19 protein-coding genes are annotated in these 19,572 nt (G+C 30.7%); all 19 read left to right on the top strand.

Translation table 11 applies throughout. The features are described 5' to 3' along the window. Window positions 1-2 precede the first annotated feature (2 nt). Window positions 3-995, top strand: coding sequence for an SDR family oxidoreductase (locus G6N05_RS00210; RefSeq protein ID WP_166124545.1), 993 nt, complete (start codon window positions 3-5; stop codon window positions 993-995). Between the two features lies 1 nt (window position 996). Next, entirely contained in the window at window positions 997-2,385 is a 1,389-nt protein-coding gene (locus tag G6N05_RS00215; protein ID WP_166124547.1) for a UDP-glucose 6-dehydrogenase, read from the top strand. 273 nt (window positions 2,386-2,658) lie between these two features. Then, window positions 2,659-3,033, top strand: a complete 375-nt coding sequence (locus G6N05_RS00220) for a four helix bundle protein (protein ID WP_166124549.1) — start codon at window positions 2,659-2,661, stop codon at window positions 3,031-3,033. Further along, window positions 3,021-4,343, top strand: a complete 1,323-nt coding sequence (locus G6N05_RS00225) for a nucleotide sugar dehydrogenase (RefSeq protein ID WP_225875106.1) — start codon at window positions 3,021-3,023, stop codon at window positions 4,341-4,343. The genes G6N05_RS00220 and G6N05_RS00225 overlap by 13 nt, the downstream gene beginning before the upstream one ends. Window positions 4,344-4,372: 29 nt before the next feature. After that, window positions 4,373-5,656, top strand: coding sequence for an O-antigen translocase (locus G6N05_RS00230; RefSeq protein ID WP_166124551.1), 1,284 nt, complete (start codon window positions 4,373-4,375; stop codon window positions 5,654-5,656). Further along, window positions 5,640-6,374: an FkbM family methyltransferase gene (locus G6N05_RS00235; RefSeq protein WP_166124553.1), complete on the top strand. Its 735-nt coding sequence runs from the start codon at window positions 5,640-5,642 to the stop codon at window positions 6,372-6,374. The genes G6N05_RS00230 and G6N05_RS00235 overlap by 17 nt, the downstream gene beginning before the upstream one ends. Beyond that, complete coding sequence (locus G6N05_RS00240) at window positions 6,375-6,893, top strand: DapH/DapD/GlmU-related protein (RefSeq protein WP_166124555.1); 519 nt, start codon at window positions 6,375-6,377, stop codon at window positions 6,891-6,893. It abuts the gene before it with no gap. Beyond that, window positions 6,883-8,097 (top strand): glycosyltransferase family 4 protein, encoded by a 1,215-nt coding sequence (locus G6N05_RS00245; protein WP_166124557.1) that lies wholly within the window; start codon window positions 6,883-6,885, stop codon window positions 8,095-8,097. Before G6N05_RS00240 ends, G6N05_RS00245 begins: the two co-directional genes overlap by 11 nt. After that, window positions 8,097-9,233, top strand: a complete 1,137-nt coding sequence (locus G6N05_RS00250; RefSeq protein ID WP_166124559.1) for a glycosyltransferase family 4 protein — start codon at window positions 8,097-8,099, stop codon at window positions 9,231-9,233. The genes G6N05_RS00245 and G6N05_RS00250 overlap by 1 nt, the downstream gene beginning before the upstream one ends. Next, window positions 9,234-10,499, top strand: a complete 1,266-nt coding sequence (wzy, locus tag G6N05_RS00255; protein ID WP_166124561.1) for an O-antigen polysaccharide polymerase Wzy — start codon at window positions 9,234-9,236, stop codon at window positions 10,497-10,499. Continuing rightward, entirely contained in the window at window positions 10,496-11,620 is a 1,125-nt protein-coding gene (locus tag G6N05_RS00260) for a glycosyltransferase (protein WP_166124562.1), read from the top strand. The genes wzy and G6N05_RS00260 overlap by 4 nt, the downstream gene beginning before the upstream one ends. Continuing rightward, complete coding sequence (locus tag G6N05_RS00265; protein ID WP_166124563.1) at window positions 11,610-12,653, top strand: polysaccharide biosynthesis protein; 1,044 nt, start codon at window positions 11,610-11,612, stop codon at window positions 12,651-12,653. Before G6N05_RS00260 ends, G6N05_RS00265 begins: the two co-directional genes overlap by 11 nt. After that, on the top strand, window positions 12,653-13,771 hold the full coding sequence (locus G6N05_RS00270) for a polysaccharide biosynthesis C-terminal domain-containing protein (RefSeq protein WP_166124564.1): 1,119 nt from the start codon (window positions 12,653-12,655) through the stop codon (window positions 13,769-13,771). Before G6N05_RS00265 ends, G6N05_RS00270 begins: the two co-directional genes overlap by 1 nt. Before the next feature lie 111 nt (window positions 13,772-13,882). Continuing rightward, a complete protein-coding gene (locus tag G6N05_RS00275; RefSeq protein WP_166125408.1) occupies window positions 13,883-14,266 on the top strand; it encodes a GxxExxY protein in 384 nt (127 codons plus the stop codon). Between the two features lie 318 nt (window positions 14,267-14,584). Beyond that, the gene (gene wecB / locus G6N05_RS00280) at window positions 14,585-15,721 is read left to right on the top strand and encodes a non-hydrolyzing UDP-N-acetylglucosamine 2-epimerase (RefSeq protein WP_166124565.1); all 1,137 of its coding nucleotides are present in this window, start codon (window positions 14,585-14,587) and stop codon (window positions 15,719-15,721) included. 140 nt (window positions 15,722-15,861) lie between these two features. Beyond that, the gene (locus tag G6N05_RS00285; RefSeq protein WP_166124566.1) at window positions 15,862-17,076 is read left to right on the top strand and encodes a glycosyltransferase family 4 protein; all 1,215 of its coding nucleotides are present in this window, start codon (window positions 15,862-15,864) and stop codon (window positions 17,074-17,076) included. Window positions 17,077-17,133: 57 nt separating this feature from the next. Continuing rightward, window positions 17,134-17,739: a sugar transferase gene (locus tag G6N05_RS00290; RefSeq protein WP_166124567.1), complete on the top strand. Its 606-nt coding sequence runs from the start codon at window positions 17,134-17,136 to the stop codon at window positions 17,737-17,739. Between the two features lie 19 nt (window positions 17,740-17,758). Then, window positions 17,759-18,403, top strand: coding sequence for an acetyltransferase (locus tag G6N05_RS00295; protein ID WP_166124568.1), 645 nt, complete (start codon window positions 17,759-17,761; stop codon window positions 18,401-18,403). After that, window positions 18,403-19,530 carry a DegT/DnrJ/EryC1/StrS family aminotransferase gene (locus G6N05_RS00300; protein ID WP_166124569.1) on the top strand — a complete coding sequence of 376 codons (1,128 nt, stop codon included), beginning with the start codon at window positions 18,403-18,405 and terminating at the stop codon, window positions 19,528-19,530. The genes G6N05_RS00295 and G6N05_RS00300 overlap by 1 nt, the downstream gene beginning before the upstream one ends. Window positions 19,531-19,572 lie beyond the last annotated feature (42 nt).

Raw genomic sequence — 19,572 nt, forward strand, 5'->3', positions numbered from 1 at the left:
AAATGCAAAATTCAATTCAAAATAAAAAAATAGTTATTACTGGTGGAGCCGGATTTATAGGCTCTAACTTGTGCGAGTACTTTTTGAAAAATAATAACCAAATTGTTTGTTTGGATAATTTTTCAACAGGATTTAAGCATAATATTGATGGGTTTTTAAATAATCCAAATTTTACTTTAATTGAAGGTGATATTAGAGATTTTGAAACTTGTAAAAAAGCAGTTGAAAAAGCAGATTATGTTTTGCATCAAGCGGCTTTAGGAAGTGTGCCTCGTTCTATTAATGATCCAATTACTTCAAATGAAGTCAATGTTTCGGGTTTTTTAAATATGTTACAAGCATCCAAAGAAGCGAATATAAAACGTTTTGTTTATGCCGCAAGTTCGTCAACTTATGGTGATTCTGAAGCATTACCTAAAGTGGAAGATGTTATTGGGAAGCCTTTGTCGCCATATGCAATCACTAAATATGTAAACGAATTATACGCCGATGTTTTTAGTAAAACATACGGAATAGAAACTATCGGATTAAGATATTTTAATGTTTTCGGACGTCATCAAACGCCAAATGGAGCTTATGCGGCTGTAATCCCGAAATTTATTTCATTATTTATAAATCACGAAAGTCCAATAATTAATGGTGATGGGAATTATTCTAGAGATTTTACCTATATAGACAATGTAATTCAAATGAATGAATTAGCTTTGCAGGCTCAAAATTCAGAAGCGATAAACCAAGTTTATAATACCGCTTTTGGAGAAAGAACAACTTTAAACGAATTAATAAAATATATAAAAGAATTTCTACTACCATACGATTCTGAGATTGAAAATGTTTCTTGTATTTACGGCCCAAATAGAGGAGGAGACATTCCTCATTCTTTAGCAAGTATTGATAAAGCGAAAGAATTATTAGGCTATAATCCGAAATATTCTATTAAAGATGGATTGAAAGAATCAATTGATTGGTATTGGAAAAATTTAAAAAAAGAATAAAATGATTAAAAATATTTGTTGCATAGGCGCAGGATATGTAGGTGGACCTACAATGGCAGTAATTGCTCAAAAATGTCCACATATTAAAGTTACAGTTGTCGATTTAAATCAAGATAGAATAAACGCTTGGAATAATGAAGATTTAAGTTTATTACCTATTTATGAACCAGGTTTAGACGCAGTTGTTGGTGAAGCGAGAGGAAGAAATTTATTCTTTTCAACTGAAGTAGATAAAGCAATTGACGAAGCTGATGCGATTTTCATTTCTGTAAATACACCAACAAAAACATATGGTGTTGGAAAAGGTATGGCTGCTGATTTGAAATATATCGAATTATGTGCCAGACAAATTGCTCGTGTAGCTAAAACAGATAAGATTGTTATTGAAAAATCTACTTTACCAGTTAGAACAGCTCAAGCAATTAAAGATATTTTAGATCATACAGGAAACGGTGTAAATTTTCAAATCTTATCTAACCCAGAATTCTTAGCAGAAGGAACAGCAATTGAAGATTTATTTGCTCCAGATAGAGTGCTTATTGGTGGCGACACTACTCCAGAAGGACAAGTAGCCATCAATAAATTAGTTGAGGTGTATGCCAATTGGGTAAACAGAGATAATATTTTAACCACTAATGTTTGGTCTTCAGAATTATCAAAATTAACGGCAAACGCTTTCTTAGCTCAGCGTGTTTCTTCAATCAATGCGATGAGCGAATTGTGCGAAAAAACAGGTGCTGATGTAAATGAAGTGGCAAAAGCAATTGGTTTAGATAGTAGAATTGGTTCAAAATTCTTAAAATCATCTGTTGGTTTTGGAGGTTCTTGTTTCCAAAAAGATATTTTAAATTTAGTATACATCGCAAAATCTTACGGATTAAACGAAGTGGCCGACTATTGGGAACAAGTAATTATTATGAACGACCACCAAAAACGTCGTTTCTCAAAAAATATTATAAGTACTTTATATAATACCGTTTCAGGTAAAAAAATTGCTTTCTTAGGTTGGGCTTTCAAAAAAGACACTAATGATACTCGTGAATCAGCCGCGATTTATGTTGCCAATGATTTAATTAGCGAGCAAGCAAATATTGCTGTTTTCGATCCGAAAGTAGAAGCAGATCAAATTCATTTCGATTTAAATTATTTAGAAACTCGCTCTGATGCTGAGAATAAAAAATATATTTCTATTGAAGATAATGGCTACAAAGCTTGTGAAAATGCACATGCTATTGCCGTTTTAACAGAATGGGATGAGTTTAAAACTTACGATTGGCAAAAAATATATGACAATATGTTAAAACCAGCATTCGTTTTTGATGGTAGAAACTTATTGAACAAAGCTGAATTAGAAAAAATTGGATTTATTTACCAAGCAATTGGGAGTTAGATTTGAGACTTTGAGAAGGGGAGACTTTGAGAAGAGGAGAGTTTGAGAAGGGGAGATTTTGAGAAAGGGAGATTTTGTGAAGGGGAGACTTTGTGAAGGGGAGACTTTGAGAAGGGGAGACTTTGAGAAGGGGAGAGTTTGAGAAGGGGAGAGTTTGAGAAGTGGAGAGTTTGAGAAGTGGAGATTTTGAGAAAGGGAGATTTTGAGAAGTGGAGACTTTGGGAAGAGGAGACTTTGAAAAAGAGATTTTGAGATTGAAAAATTGATAAAAGAATGGCAAAAATTAGTACGCATAAAGATTTAAGAGTTTTTCAATTGGCTTTTGAGTTAAGTATGAAAATTTATAAAGTTTCGAAAAGTTTTCCTGTTGAAGAAAAATATTCATTGACAGATCAAGTTCGAAGAAGTTCTCGCTCCGTTTGCGCTAATTTAGCAGAAGCATTTAGAAAAAGAAGATATCCAAAGAATTTTGTGTCTAAATTATCTGATTGTGAAGCAGAAGCTGCCGAAACTCAAGTTTGGTTAGATTTTGCATTAGAATGTGAATATGTAGATAATGAATTCTATAATGAGATTTATAAACAATACGATATGGTATTAGGAATGTTAGTAAAAATGATTGTTGAACCCGAAAAATGGAGTATTTAATGTCGCCAAATCATCAAATCACCCAATCACCAATTCGCCTTGCCATACTTGGTTTAGGATATGTTGGACTTCCGTTAGCAAGATTATTTGCCACGAAGTATCCTGTAATTGGTTTTGATATTAATGAACAAAGAATTTCCGAATTAAACAACGGAATCGATTTAACGTTAGAAGTTGAAGAAGATTTATTGAAATCGGTTTTAAAAAAGCATAATTCACAATTGACGACTAATTATTTACATTGTTCAAATAAATTAGAAGACATAGCCGATTGTAATTATTATATCGTGACGGTTCCAACTCCAGTTGATAAACACAATAAACCCGATTTAACTCCACTTTATAAAGCGAGTGAAACTGTTGCGAAAGTCTTAAAAAAAGGAGATATTGTGATTTACGAATCAACTGTTTATCCAGGTGTAACAGAAGAAGAATGTGTACCCGTTTTAGAAAAATTATCAGGATTTAAATTTAATGTTGATTTTTTTGCAGGTTATTCTCCAGAAAGAATCAATCCAGGAGATAAAGAACATACTGTAGATAAAATTCTAAAAGTTACCGCAGGTTCCACTCCAGAAATTGGAAAAAAAGTTGATGCTTTATACAATAGTGTAATTACTGCCGGAACGCATTTAGCTCCAACAATTAAAGTTGCGGAAGCAGCAAAAGTTATAGAAAATTCACAACGTGATATTAATATTGCATTCGTAAATGAATTAGCAAAAATATTCAATATTCTAGATATTAATACACAAGATGTGTTAGAAGCTGCTGGTACAAAATGGAATTTCCTTCCTTTTAAACCTGGTTTAGTAGGCGGACATTGTATTGGTGTTGATCCTTATTATTTGGCTCAAAAAGCAATGGAAGCGGGTTATCATCCAGAAATTATTTTAGCGGGTCGTCGTATGAATGATAGTATGGGCGAATATGTTGCGTCTGAAGTTGTGAAACTAATGATTAAAAAAGAAATCGTTTTGCATAAAGCAGAATTATTGCTTTTAGGAGTTACTTTCAAAGAAAATTGTCCAGATGTACGAAACACAAAAATTGTAGATATCGTTCACGCTTTAAAAGAATACGGAATAAATATCACCATTTACGATCCTTGGGCAAAACCTGAAGAAGTACTTCATGAATACGGAATTGTTACAACTAAAACGTTACCAGTATCTCAATTTGATGCCGTAATTTTAGGCGTTTCTCATGACGTTTTTAACGATCTTGATATCAGTTCATTAACAAAAAGTAATAATGTTGTTTATGATGTAAAAGGTTTCCTTACAGCTGAAGTTGACGGAAGATTATAGATTTTTAATTTTAATACATCCCAAATCTATTGAAAGCAAAAATTAAATTCCTGCTCAATTCACAGTTGATAAAAGTTTCTTCATTTACTTCAATTTCTACCTTTATAAAAATTGTAGCAACCTTTATTTCTGCAAAAGTTTTGGCTGTTTTTACTGGTCCAGCCGGTGTAGCCATGCTAGGTCAGTTAACTAATTTTATTACAATTTTAATACAAGTTTCTACTGCAGCAACAGGAACAGGAATTGTAAAACTAACCGGTGAATTCAAAGACGATAAACCACAACTTAAAAAAGTAATTGATACTTCTTTTACCATCAATTTACTGTTTTCAGTTGTGGTTTTAATTGGATTTTTTCTTTTCCAAAATCAATTGACTCTTTTCGTTTTTAACGATTTAAAATACAAATGGTTGCTTTATTTTATCGCCATTGGAACGCCTTTTATTGCAATTAATAATTTTATTTTATCCGTAATTTCAGGATTGCAGTATTTTAAAAAATATGTAATTATAAATATTTTTGCTAGTATAATTAGTGTTTTACTAACCGTTTTTTTGGTCTATTTCTATAGGATTGATGGCGCACTTTTGGCTTATGTTTTAACGCAAACAATCATCTTTTTTGTAAGTTTGTTTTATAGCAAATCTGTACAATGGAGAGAAACTATAGCTTTTCATGTTGATAAAACCATCGTAAAAAAACTATCTCACTTTTCTTTATATGTTATTGTGAGTGCCTTCTGTTTTCCTTTTGCACAAATCCTAGTAAGAAACCTAATTATTGATAAATTAGGAATTGATTCTGCCGGAATTTGGGAAGGAACCAACAGAATCTCAAGTATGTATTTACTACTAATTTCGAGCGCTATTGGCGTTTATTTTTTTCCGAAAATTAGTAGCGTTACAAATTCACAAGAAGTTAAAAGTGAATTAAATTTTGCTCTTAAAGTTTTTGGTTCTGTTACAATTATTGCAGGTTTACTTTTATTACTATTAAAGAGTTTTATAATTCCTTTAGTGTTATCAAATAAGTTTTTACCAATAAATGAAATACTAGTTTTTCAAGTTTTTGGCGATGTTTTTTTAATCGCAAAAATGTTATTGTCGATGGTTTTATTGAGTCGAGCTAAAACTAAGATTATGATATTTTTTGAAATCATTTTCACTCTTATTTACGTTGTTTCAAACTACTATTTTATTACAAATTTCCCAGAATTAAAAATGATTATTTTAGCATATCCTATATATTCAATTCTTTATTGTCTAACTTTGTTTTTAACATACAAAACGATAATTGATGATTCTAAAAATTAAATTATTAGTTGCTAAAATTCTAGTTAACGATTTTTCTGGAAAACTAATTTCTATTTTATTCTCAAATAAAATTCCTTTTCATAATTTAAGAATTGATATTTCAAATCCTGTAATTAGAAAAAGAATCGCGGCATCTTTATATTTTAAAACCTACGAAAGTGCTGAAGTACGTTTTATTTCTAAATATTTAAAAGATTACGATGGAACAATAGTAGAATTAAGTGCAAGTATTGGTGTCGTTTCTTCCACTTTAGCCAAAGCCAATCCTAAAGCTACTTTGTATTCTTTTGAAGCGGATAAGCGATTTATTCCTATCATTGAAAATAATTTCAAAATTAATAACATAACAAATGCGAATTGTTTTAATGAAATTATTGGTGCTTCAGGTTACGAATTCATTCCTGGTGAAGATAATACCATGGGGAAAATTTCAAAAACAACTTCGGAATCTAATCAAATGACTTCGTTATCTTTATTGATTAAAAAATATAATTTTTCAGAATTTGTTTTAGTTTCTGATATTGAAGGTGCCGAATATTTTGTACTAAGTGAAGATAATGCTGTTTTTAATGCTATTCCATTATTGATTATTGAATTGCATCCTATTATAATTGAAAATAAATTGATTTCAGTTGAAGCTTTAAAAGCAAGAATTGAATTTTTAGGATATCAAATTTTAGAGCAATATGGTTCAAACATTGTTGCTAAAAGAAAATAAATGAAATTAATAAAATCCATAGTGTCCGATTTATTGCTTTTTTTTGAAAGAGTACTTTCTTATTTATTTTGGAATGCGAAAGGTGTTAGAATAACATTTTCTTGTAATGTTTCAAGAAAAGCAAAAATAGCTAAAGGTTGTGTTTTTTCTGGGCACTCAATCATTACTGAAAATGCTAAAATTGGAGTTTTTACTTATGGTTATAACGTGAATATAAATAATGCTATTATTGGTGAATATTGTTCCCTAGCTCCAGATGTAAAAATTGGCTTAGACGAACATCCTTTAAATAAAATCTCTACACATCCACATTTTTATGATAAAATAGAACAAAAAAAAGCTATAATTGGAGACCATGTATGGATAGGTGCAAATGCTATAGTATTATGCCATGTCGAAATAAAAGATCATGCTGTAATTGCTGCTGGTGCTGTTGTAAATAAAGATGTAAATGAACATGTAATTGTAGGTGGTGTTCCAGCAAAAGAAATTGGTAAAAGATACCTAGATGCAGAATAATTCCAATAAAAAATATATAGTAGTTCATGCCGGTAAACGTGATGATTATCAGGTTGCGTTAGCATTGGCAGAATCTGATTTATTATTTGCATTAGTCACGGAAGCTTATTTTCCATTAGATAAAAAATGGTTTTTATCGTTTGCTAATTTTTTCGGATTGACTTCAAGTTTACATAAAAGATATAAAACAGGTTTGCCATCAAATAAGGTGATAATTTCTAAACGAGCAATGTTTTATCAAATCTTATTTTCTTTTACAAAAAACATTAAATTCGATTTAAAAAAAGGGTATGTATTAGGCGAAAAAGCTAAAGCATTAAGTCAAAAAAATAATGTGCCAATTATTGCAGTAAACACTTGTGCTTACCACGCTTTTTTGAATAATTCGGTGGAACCAAAAATTTTATTTCAATTTCATCCACAGGCCGATTTTGTAAAAGAATTGTTTCTTGAAGAAATGCAATTGAATCCAAAAGCAACAAAAACGTTGAATCAAGAATACGAATTTTCCTTGTCAAATTTAGAATTAGAAGTATTATCTAGAGAAGTAAAATTGGCAACTCATTTTCTTTGTGCGAGTTCATTAACTAAAAAATCATTGACTTTTAAAGGAATTTCTGAAGATAAAATTAAAGTCATTCCATACGGAGTGGATACTAGTAAATTTACTTTTTCGGAAAGAAAACAATCAGAAAATTTTAAAGTAATTTTTATCGGAAGTTTAAATCAACGAAAAGGAATTACCTATTTGTTAGATGCGTTAGCCGAAATGATTAACGTGGAATTGACCATTGTTACCAGAGGAATTTATGATGAAACACTAATTCAGAATTATAATTTCCCAATTCATGTTGTAATTGATGTGCCACACGAAAAACTTCAAGATGAATTACATAAAGCGCATTGTTTTGTTTTACCATCCATTTTAGAAGGTTTCGGACAAGTGATTTTAGAAGCCATGGCAACTGGAATTCCTGTAATCGCTACTGAAAACACTGCAGCAATTGATATTATTGAAAATGAAGTTGACGGTTTTGTAACACCAATTAGAGATATTCAAGCTATAAAAGAAAGTTTAGAAAAATTGCAATCTGATTTTTCTTTCGCACAAACCATGGGAAAAGCCTCTTATGAAAAAGCGAAAGTATATTCTTGGGAGAAATTCAGAAACGATTTTGTAACGCATATTCAATCTCTTTCTTAATGAAAATACTAATTGTCACAAATATTCCAACACCGTATCGTATTGCATTTTTTAATGTTTTACAAGCGCAGTTGCGAAAAATTGGCGGCAATTTAAAGGTTTTGTATTGTGCGAAAAGTGAACCAGATAGACATTGGAAAATTAATTTACAAGAACAACAATTCGATTATGAAATTCTAAATGGTTTTCATAAAAACATCAAAGGTTTGCATTTACATTTTAATCCTTCTGTTATAAAAAAAACTGCAGCATTTCAACCAGATTATATTTTATACGCAGGTTCTTGGAATATGCCAACGGTTGTATTTAGTTTACTTTTCAATTCTTTTTTCAATAAAAAGTATAAGAAACTATTTTGGAGCGAAGGACATGATGGAAGTATGTTACATAAAAGCGGAATTATTCCAATGATTAGAAAATTCATTCAAAATAAATTTGATGGTTTCGCCGTGCCCAACGAAAGAAGTAAAAGCTATCTTTTCGAATTATTAGGATTAAACAAGAAACCCATTGTAATTTTACCTAACACAGTTGATGGTGATTTTTTTACAAAACCTGATACTTGGAATGAAGTCCATTCAAATACTATAAAATCAAAATTTAATATTCCATTTGATTCAAAAATAATCATTCAAGTAGCTCAAATTGAAGACAGAAAAGGTATAAATGAAATTGTGGAATTTTGGAAGAAACTTTCAAATAAGGAAAACTATCATTTGGTTTTAGTTGGCGAAGGTGCTCTTAAAAACGAATTAATTCAGAAAACTCAATCAGATTCTACTATTCATTTTCTAGGAAATCAATCTAAAGAAATGGTCAGAGAATTATTATTTGCGTCAGATGTTTTTCTGCTTTTAACCAAAAATGATCCAAATCCATTAACTTTAATTGAAGCAAGTTTTGCGAAATTACCCATCTTAACAACCAAATTTGCAGGAAATTGCAACGAAATTGTAATTGGAAATAATGGCGTGATTATGAATGGAATAAATTTTGATACATTTGAAAAAGCGTTTCATAGTATCAAAAATTTTGTGGAACAAAAAAATGGTATATTTTCGTATGAAAATGTAAAAACAAATTTTGATATAGAAAACGTTGCATTTAACTTCATTCAACAACTTCAAAAAATATAAATGAGTATCTATTTAGACCTATTTATTGTACTTCTTCTTTCAATCTATTTAGTTAAAGAGAAGCAATTGAATATGCTAAATTCGTGCTTAATCTATTTGTTTATTCATGTTTTCTTCGTCACATTTAAAGGAATTCAAATCTTCTTTTTTGGAACAAAAATCATTTCAAATAAATGGTATGCTACTTATATAACTTTAGAAGAAATTGATAAAGCCATTTTTATTGCAGACATTTCATTAGTGGCTTTCTTTATCGGTTTCAATTTATTTGTGAGTAAGTTTAAAAAGAACGGAAACCAATTATTAAAAAAATATAGCAACATAAAAGACGCCAAACCCAAACGAATTAATTATTATTTAATTGCCATTTTTATTGTAGGTTTAATAGGAATTGCAACGTATCGTTCCATTGCTGATAGAGATGTTGAAGCTGCAGATTATTCCACATTTTCTAATATGATGACTGGATTAGGTATTATTTCAGCTATAGTTTTGTTATACGAAAAAGGATTCAAAAAATATTATCTGATTTATTTTGGACTATTAATTGTCTTTTATTCTTTACAAGGAGAAAACAGATTTCGAGTAATTTTAGCACTTTTGTTCGTGTTGATGTATTATTTGAAAACGATAAATCTAAAAATGCCGCCTTTTAAATATTACATTTTAGGTTTTGTTTTTATCTTATTTAGTTTTCCATTAAAAGAAGTTGGAAAAGCTTATCAAGAAACAGGAAAGATTAATTTTTCTGAAGTGATACAAGATTCTTTTGATGAATTTACAGAAGGAGAATCTGGTGATATGTCATTTATTGAACAAAGTGCTGGAATGATTGGCGCCATTGATATAAAAGATAAAATATTTTATGGAAAAACCTATGAACCTATTTTTTTCTTTTTTGTACCTAGAAGTTTATGGCCAGAAAAACCCATTTTAAATCAATGGCAACATGACATTTCAATTACTGGTAGAGATTTTGGTGAAATGGGACAAATTTCATTAATAAGTGGAGAAGCCTATGCCAATTTCAGATATATTGGCGTATTTTTAATTTCGTTATTGGTTGGCCGTTTTTATTCCTTTTTATATAATTCGTATTCTAATTTACCTGCTAAACACAAAGGTTTCTTATTATTATTGCTTTTTAATATGGTTCTTTTTCAAGTTTGGAGAGATGGAATGATTTCTTTAATTTTATTTCCATTTTTAAATTACCTGCCTATCATGATTTTATATTTTATTAAAAAACCAATTCCAGTAAAATGACAATCCTAATTAATTGTTCCAATTTAAAAGTTGGTGGAGGTTTGCAAGTCGCACATTCGTTTTTATATGAAATTAAAAATAATGTGGAACACCAATTTATTGTGGTTTTATCCGATTTTTTAAAATATCAAATCAACCAATCTGAATTTCCAGATAACTTTAAATTTTTTCATTATTCGATACAACCATCTGCGTTAAAAGCCTTAAATGGTAACGATAAATTTCTGTCAGATATTGAAGATAAATACAATCCAGAAGTAGTTTTTTCGATTTTCGGACCCACATACTGGCAACCAAAAGCCAAACATATTTGCGGTTTTGCTAAACCAGATTATATTTATAAAGATTCTCCGTATTTTAATCAGATTTCATTTTTTCAAAAGTTAAAATTAAAAGCAATGGAGTTTTTCCATATGTTTGATTTTAGAAATAATAATGAAGGTTTAATTACAGAAAGTGCTGATGTAACTAAAATTCTACAAGAAAAAGTAACGCAAAAAGTGTTCACGGTTACTAATTATTACAATCAAATTTTTGAAAACGAATCGCTTTGGGATAAAAAAATAGTGATTAATGAATCGGAAGAAACCATTAAATTACTGACTATATCTGCCAATTATCCACATAAAAACTTAGCAATAATTAAAAAAGTAATTCCAGTTTTAAAAGAGAATTTTCCTGAGTTCCAATTCAAGTTTTTTCTAACCATTGATAAAAACGAATTCGGAATTTTGGAATCAGATACTTTAAATGATAATATAGAATTTTTAGGAAAAGTGACAATTAAACAATGTCCAAACTTATATTCTCAATGCGATTTCTTATTTTTACCCACATTGTTAGAATGTTTTTCAGCATCGTATTGTGAAGCTATGTTCATGCAAAAACCAATATTAACATCAGATTTGTCGTTTGCAACAGGAATTTGCGGAAACGCTGCTTCTTGTTTTGACGCGACAGATGCGGAAGATATTGCTAATAAAATTGTAGATTTAGCTTCGAATAAATCTTTACAAAAACAACTTATTGAAAATGGCTTAGAACAACTTAAAACCTTTGATACGGCGAAAGTTAGAGCTCAAAAATATTTACAAATAATCACATCAAAAGATGCAAATTAAAGACAAAATATTATTAATCACTGGCGGAACAGGTTCTTTTGGGAATGCTGTTTTAAGTCAGTTTTTACATACCGACCATTTTAAAGAAATCCGAATTTTAAGTCGTGATGAAAAAAAGCAAGATGATTTACGAAAGAAAGTCAACAACAATAAAGTCAAATTTTACCTTGGTGATGTTCGTGATGTGCATAGTATTGATGCTGCCATAAAAGGTGTCGATTATATTTTTCACGCAGCTGCATTAAAACAAGTGCCTTCTTGTGAATTTTTTCCAATGGAAGCAGTGAAAACGAATATTATCGGAACGGATAATGTGCTAACTATTGCTGAAAAATATGAAGTCAAAAAAGTAGTAGTTTTAAGTACTGATAAAGCCGCTTATCCAATCAACGCGATGGGAATGTCTAAAGCGATGATGGAAAAAGTGATGGTAGCCAAATCTCGTAACTTAGACGATAGCAAAACTATTTTTTGTGGAACTCGTTACGGAAATGTAATGGCTTCTCGTGGTTCGGTAATTCCTTTATTTATAGATCAAATTAAAGCTAGTAAACCAATTACTATTACCGACCCAAATATGACGCGTTTTATGATGACGTTAGAAGACGCGGTAGATTTGGTTCTGTATGCTTTTGAAAACGGTAATCAAGGCGATTTATTCGTGCAAAAATCTCCAGCTTGTACCATTGAAGTTTTAGCAAAAGCTTTAAATTCACTATACAATTCTAACACAGAAATAAAAATTATTGGTACACGTCATGGTGAAAAATTATTCGAAACTTTAGTCAATCGGGAAGATATGGTGAAAGCGGAAGATTGTGGTAATTATTTCAGAATTCCAGCAGATAACAGAGATTTAAATTACGAACAATATTTTTCAGAAGGTGATATAAAACTAACCGAATTAGATGAATATCATTCTCATAATACAGATATTTTGGACGTTGAGGAAATGAAACAGTTATTGTTGAAATTGCCTTTAATCAGAAAAGATATCTACGGAGAAGAAATCAATAAATATTTTGATTTATAATGATTAAAGTTGGTATTACAGGTCAAGACGGTTTCGTTGGCAAACATTTATACTATACATTAGGTTTATTTCCTGATGAGTTTTTACGTGTAGAATTTAAACGTGACTTTTTTGAGAATGATAAGGAATTAGATCATTTTGTTTCTCAGTGCGATGTCATTGTGCATTTAGCAGCTATGAATCGTCATGAAAGTCAAGATGTAATTTATGAAACTAATGTAAATTTAGTTCAGAAATTAGTTAATGCTTTAGAACGAACAAACTCAAAACCGCATGTTTTACTTTCCTCTTCAAGTCAGGAAGAACGTGATAATTTATACGGAAAATCAAAAAAAGAAGGTAGAGAATTAATTGCGAATTGGGCTGAGAAAAATCATGGAATTTTCACAGGTTTAATTATTCCAAACGTTTTCGGACCTTTCGGAAAACCTTTTTATAATTCGGTTGTCGCCACATTTTGTCATCAAGTTTCTCATAATGAAACACCAAAAATTGATGTGGATGGCGATTTAAAATTGATTTACGTTGGCGAATTGGTTCAAGAAATTATCGCACAAATTAGAACAAAAAATCATCAATCAAAACTAGAAATTCAACATACTTCTGAAAAGAAAGTTTCTGAAATTTTAGCAATATTGCAACAGTATAAATCAGAATATCAAGATAAAGGAAGCATTCCGACTTTACCATCAGTTTTCGAATTAAATTTATTCAACACTTTTAGATGTTATATGGATATTGCCACTCATTATCCAGTAAAATTGATGCAACATACAGATGATAGAGGAAGTTTTGTTGAAATTATTCGATTAGAAGTTGGCGGACAAGTTTCTTTTTCCACAACTAAACCAGGAATAACTAGAGGGAATCATTATCACACCAGAAAAATTGAACGTTTTGCAGTGATCAAAGGAAAAGCTTTAATTCAATTGAGAAAAATTGGAACGGATGAAGTTTTAAATTTTGAATTAAATGGAGACGAACCTGCTTATGTGGATATGCCAATTTGGTACACACATAACATTAAAAATATTGGTGATGATATTTTGTATACCAATTTTTGGATAAACGAATTCTTCAATCCAAATGATGCAGATACGTATTTTGAAGAAGTTTAAAATTTAATTTTCACGCGGATTGAAAGGATAAAAAGGATTTTTTTTATTGTGCGTAATTTTTAAGATTTAGTAAAGACAAAATTTATATAAGCCACGTGTAAAATGAAAAATATGGAAGAAAACGATATCACATATAAAATTAGAGGTTGCATTTTTAATGTTTATAATAATTTAGGACCAGGATTATTTGAATCTGTTTATGAAGCAGCGTTGCTTTATGAATTAAGTAAAGCTGGATTAAAAGTTAAAAATCAAGTTGAGTTAGCGGTTCACTATGATGATGTTCTTTTGGATGTCGCTTTTAGAATTGATATTTTAGTTGAAGACAGCGTGTTAATTGAACTTAAGTCTGTTGAGGAAATATCAAAAGTTCATTATAAACAAGTTGTAACCTATTTAAAATTATCAGAAATTCCTATTGGTATATTAGTGAATTTCAATACTGATAATATAAATTTGAACACCAAAAGAATAGTAAATAATTTTTTTGAATAATAAAATATAAATTACGGATAAAGTAAAGAATCCATGAATCCTTTCAATCGGCGTGAAATAAAAATAAAAACAATATTACTCACAAAGTAAAGAATTCATAAATCCTTTCAATCGGCGTGAAATAAAAATAATATTCCGCACAAAGTGAAGAATCCATAAATCCTTTCAATCTGCGTGAAATAAAAATAAAAACAATATTACGCACAAAGTGAAGAATCCATAAATCCTTTCAATCTGCGTGAAATAAAAATAAAAACAATATTACGCACAATGTAAAGAATCCATAAATCCTTTTAATCTGCGTGAAATATAATAAAAATGAAAAAACTAAAACTTATAACTGTAGTAGGAACTCGTCCAGAAATTATTCGTTTGTCACGTGTGATGTCAGCATTAGATGATTCTGAAGCTATTGAACATATACTTGTTCATACAGGTCAAAATTACGATTACGAATTAAATCAAATATTTTTTGACGATTTAGGTATTCGTAAACCCGATTATTTCTTAAATGCTGCTGGAAAAACCGCAACAGAAACTGTTGGACAAATTCTAATTAAGATTGATCCGCTTTTAGAAGAAATTCAACCAGATGCGTTTTTAGTTTTAGGTGATACGAACAGTTGTTTGTGTGCGATTCCTGCTAAAAAACGTCAAATTCCTATTTTCCATATGGAAGCTGGAAACCGTTGTTTTGATCAAAGAGTTCCTGAAGAAACGAATCGTAAAATTGTAGATCATATTTCCGATGTAAATTTGACTTATAGCGATATTGCCCGCGAATATTTACTTCGTGAAGGCTTACCTGCGGATAGAATTATCAAAACGGGTTCGCCAATGTTTGAAGTTCTGAATCATTATTTACCAAATATTCAAGCATCAGAAATTCTGTCTACTCTAAAATTAGAAAAAGGGAAATATTTTTTGGTGTCTTCACATCGTGAGGAAAACATCAATAATCCTGATAATTTTAATGGTTTAATTGAAAGTTTGAATCAAATTGCAGCACACTATAAATTTCCTATTATTGTAAGTACACATCCTCGAACTCGAAATAAAATTGAAAGTGAAAATGTAAAAGTTCGTGAAGAAGTTCAGTTTTTAAAACCAATGGGTTTCAACGATTACAACGCCTTACAAATGAATGCTTTTGCTGTTTTATCAGACAGCGGAACGATTTCGGAAGAATCTTCAATATTGAATTTTCCAGCCTTAAATATTCGTCAAGCACACGAACGACCAGAAGCTATGGAAGAAGCATCAGTAATGATGGTCGGACTTTCGCCAGAAAGAATCATGCAAGGTTTAGTACAATTACAAACGCAAAAAACAGGTGCAGAAAGAAATTTCCGCCCAGTAGCCGATTATTCTATGCCAAATGTTTCTGTAAAAATGGTTCGAATTATCTTGAGTTATACCGATTATGTGAATCGAGTGGTTTGGAGTAAAAAATAGTTAGCAGTGTTCAGCTTTGAGTATGAAGTAAAATCATTATAAATTCTTCATTTTAGAGTAAAATTAATTCAAATTCAAAATTACGCACAAAGTAAAGAATCCATAAATCCTTTCAATCTGCGTGAAATAAAAAACATTTCGTGAAACCAAACAGTAAAATTCTTTTCTTAGCTCTGGCTTATCCGAAAATTCCAAATTCGAGTAATTTATATACCGATTTAATGGAAGAATTTCGTGATCAAGGTCATGAAGTTTTTGTGGTGGCACCAACAGTAAATGAAAATGAAGTCGGTTTAAATGAGGAAGAAGGAATTCATGTTATCCGAGTAAAAACACTTCCGTTATTAAACGTAAACCCAATTCAAAAAGGAATAGCAAATGTGCTTTTGCCGTATCAATATAAAAAAGCCATCAAAAAATATTTTAAGTCGGATTCTTTAGATTTAATCATAATGCCAACACCACCAATTAGTTTGATTGATGTAGCAAGTTGGTTAAAAAAGAAATATCAATCGAAACTGTATTTAATTTTAAGAGATATTTTTCCTCAAAATGCTGTCGATTTAGGTATGATGAAGAAAGGCGGAATGCTATACAATTTCTTCCGAAAAAAAGAACATTTATTATACGAAGTGGCTGATGAAATTGGTTGTATGTCACAAGGAAATATCGATTATGTAATTAAACATAATCCGACAGTAAAAACCGAAAAATTACATTTATTACCGAATTGGCAAAAAGAAATTCCACAGTTTTCTGATGATAAAGTTGCTTTAAGAAAAAAATATAATTTTGATGATAACTTCGTTATAATTTTCGGTGGAAATATTGGTTTGCCTCAAAAGTTAGAAAATATTTTGGCTGTAGCCGAATTGTTTCAACCAGAAGATAAAGTGTTATTTTTCATAGTCGGACAAGGAACGGAGAAAGCGAAAATCGAAAAATTAATTAATGAGAAGAACATTCAAAACGTTGTAATTAAGAATTCATTACCACGTGATGATTATCAAAATATTATTTCGGTGGCCGATTGTGGTTTAATTTCTCTCCACGAAAATTTCACCATTCCGAATATTCCATCTAAATCGTTAAGTTATTTCAATGCAAAAATTCCTGTTTTAGCAGCAATTGATGTAAATACAGATTACGGAACAATCATTCAAGATGAAGTGAAAGCCGGGGTTTGGGCTCCATCAAACGAACCGAATCTAATCAAAGAAAAAATTGATTTATTGCGTTCAAATCCGCAACTTTGTAAACAAATGGGAGAAAATGGGTATCACTATTTTGTAAATCATGTGACGCCAAAACATAGTTATGAAGTTGTTAAGAGCCAAGTAAAAAGAGCCAAGTAAAAAGTAAAAAGAGCCAAGTAAAAAGTAAAAAGTTAAAAGAGCCAAGTAAAAAGTAATATGTATTCAAAAACAGTAAAACCAATTTTAGATTTTATACTTGCCGTAATAGGATTCATCATCTTATTGCCGGTGTTTCTATTGGTTACTGTTTTGTTGTTTTTTGCGAATCAAGGAAAACCGTTTTTTATTCAACGTCGTCCTGGAAAAAAATGCCAAGTATTCTCAATTATCAAATTCAAAACTATGAATGATAAAAAAGATGCTTCAGGAAAATTATTACACGATTCGGAAAGATTAACTACTGTTGGAAGTTTTGTACGAAAAACATCTTTAGATGAGATTCCGCAACTAATAAATGTTATTAAAGGCGATATGAGTATTATTGGTCCACGACCTTTGCTAACAGATTACGTACATTTGTATAACGAGTTTCAAAACCAAAGGCATAACGTAAAACCTGGAATTACAGGCTGGGCTCAAGTAAATGGAAGAAATGCTATTTCTTGGGATAAAAAATTTGAATTAGACGTTTTTTATGTCAATAATGTTTCTTTTTGGTTAGATTTGAAAATCCTTTTCTTGACGGTTAAAAAAGTACTAATCAGCGAAGGGATTTCAGCAGAAGACGCTGCCACAATAGAACCATTTCAAGGACAATATTAACCATATTAACCCCCCAAATATGAAAAAAATTGCAATAATAGGAGCAGGCGGTTTTGGTAGAGAAGTGAAAATGCTTATCGATCAAATCAATGTTGTTTCACCAAAATATACTTTCATCGGGTATTACGATGATGGAAAAGAAGAAGGGATTTTAATAAATGGTTTTCCTGTTTTAGGAAAAGTTTCAGATTTGAATACTGTTTCTGAAGAGATTTCTGTGGCATTAGCATTGGGTAATCCAGTTTATAAAAAGAATGTTGTGGGTTTAGTCGAAAATCAAAATATCAGTTTTGAAACCTTAATCCATCCTTCAGTATTAATTGGTAATGACGAAGTTTCAATTGGAAAAGGAACTGTCATTTGCGCAGGAAATATAATTACGTGTAACATTTCAATTAAAGATTATGTAACGCTAAATTTAGCTTGTACAATTGGTCATGATACTGTTTTAGAAGATTTCGTTTCGTTAATGCCAGGAGTAAATGTTTCAGGTGAAGTTGTTTTAGAAGAAGCCGTTTATGTTGGAACTGGAGCGAAAATAATCAATCAAGTTTCGGTTGGAAAAAACACTACAATTGGAGCAGGAGCAGTGGTTTCAAAATCTCTTCCAGAAAATTGTACAGCTGTGGGAATTCCTGCTAAACCTATAAAATTTCATTCGTAATGCAACAAGAAAAAATATGGTTATCGTCGCCACATATGGGTGGAACCGAACAAAAATATGTTAATGAAGCGTTTGATACCAATTGGGTTGCGCCTTTAGGTCCGAATGTGAATAATTTTGAAATTGATTTAGAAAAATATTTAAATCAAAATGTTTTTGTTGGTGCTTTAAGTTCTGGAACTGCCGCTTTGCATTTAGGTTTAATTTTGTTAGATGTAAAACCTGGAGATGAAGTGATTTGTCAATCGATGACTTTTTCGGCTTCAGCCAATCCAATTGCCTATTTAGGAGCGACTCCCGTTTTTATTGATAGCGAAATGGATACTTGGAATATGTGCCCAATTGCTTTAGAAGAAGCTATAAAAGATAGGATTTCAAAAGGTAAAAAACCAAAAGCTATTATACCAGTTCATTTATACGGAATGCCAGCGAAAATGGATGAAATAAGAGCCATTGCCAATCAATACGAAATTCCAATTTTAGAAGATAGCGCAGAAGCTTTAGGAAGTTCGTACAAAAATCAAAAATGTGGTACTTTTGGAGATATATCAGTCTTGTCTTTCAATGGAAATAAAATTATTACCACTTCTGGTGGTGGAGCAATGGTAACACATACGAAAGAATTAAAAGACAAAGCGGTTTTTTTATCTACTCAAGCCAGAGACAATGCACCACATTACCAACATTCAGAAATTGGTTATAATTACCGAATGAGTAATATTTGTGCTGGAATTGGTCGTGGACAAATGGAAATTTTAGATAAACATGTTAATCTTAGAAGAGCGAATCATCAATTTTATAGCGAGATTTTTTCCAAGATTAATGATGTAGTAATATTAACTGAACCTAATTCTGATTTTTATTCGAATCATTGGTTATCTGCCATTTTATTAAAATCTTTCGAGCAAAGAGAAGCTTTAAGATTAGCTTTCGAAGCCGAGAATATCGAAACAAGACCGTTATGGAAACCCATGCATTTACAACCCGTTTTTGAGAATGCACCTTATTATGGTGAAAAAGTTTCAGAAAGCTTATTTGAAAAGGGTTTGTGTTTGCCTTCAGGTTCTAATTTAACCGATTCAGACAGAGCAAGAATTTCAAATGTAATTGATGATTTCTTTACTTAATAAAATCACAATGTTTGATTGGTTTTTATTACATTTGTAACC

It is taken from the genome of Flavobacterium bernardetii (assembly GCF_011305415.1).
Lineage (GTDB): Bacteria > Bacteroidota > Bacteroidia > Flavobacteriales > Flavobacteriaceae > Flavobacterium > Flavobacterium bernardetii.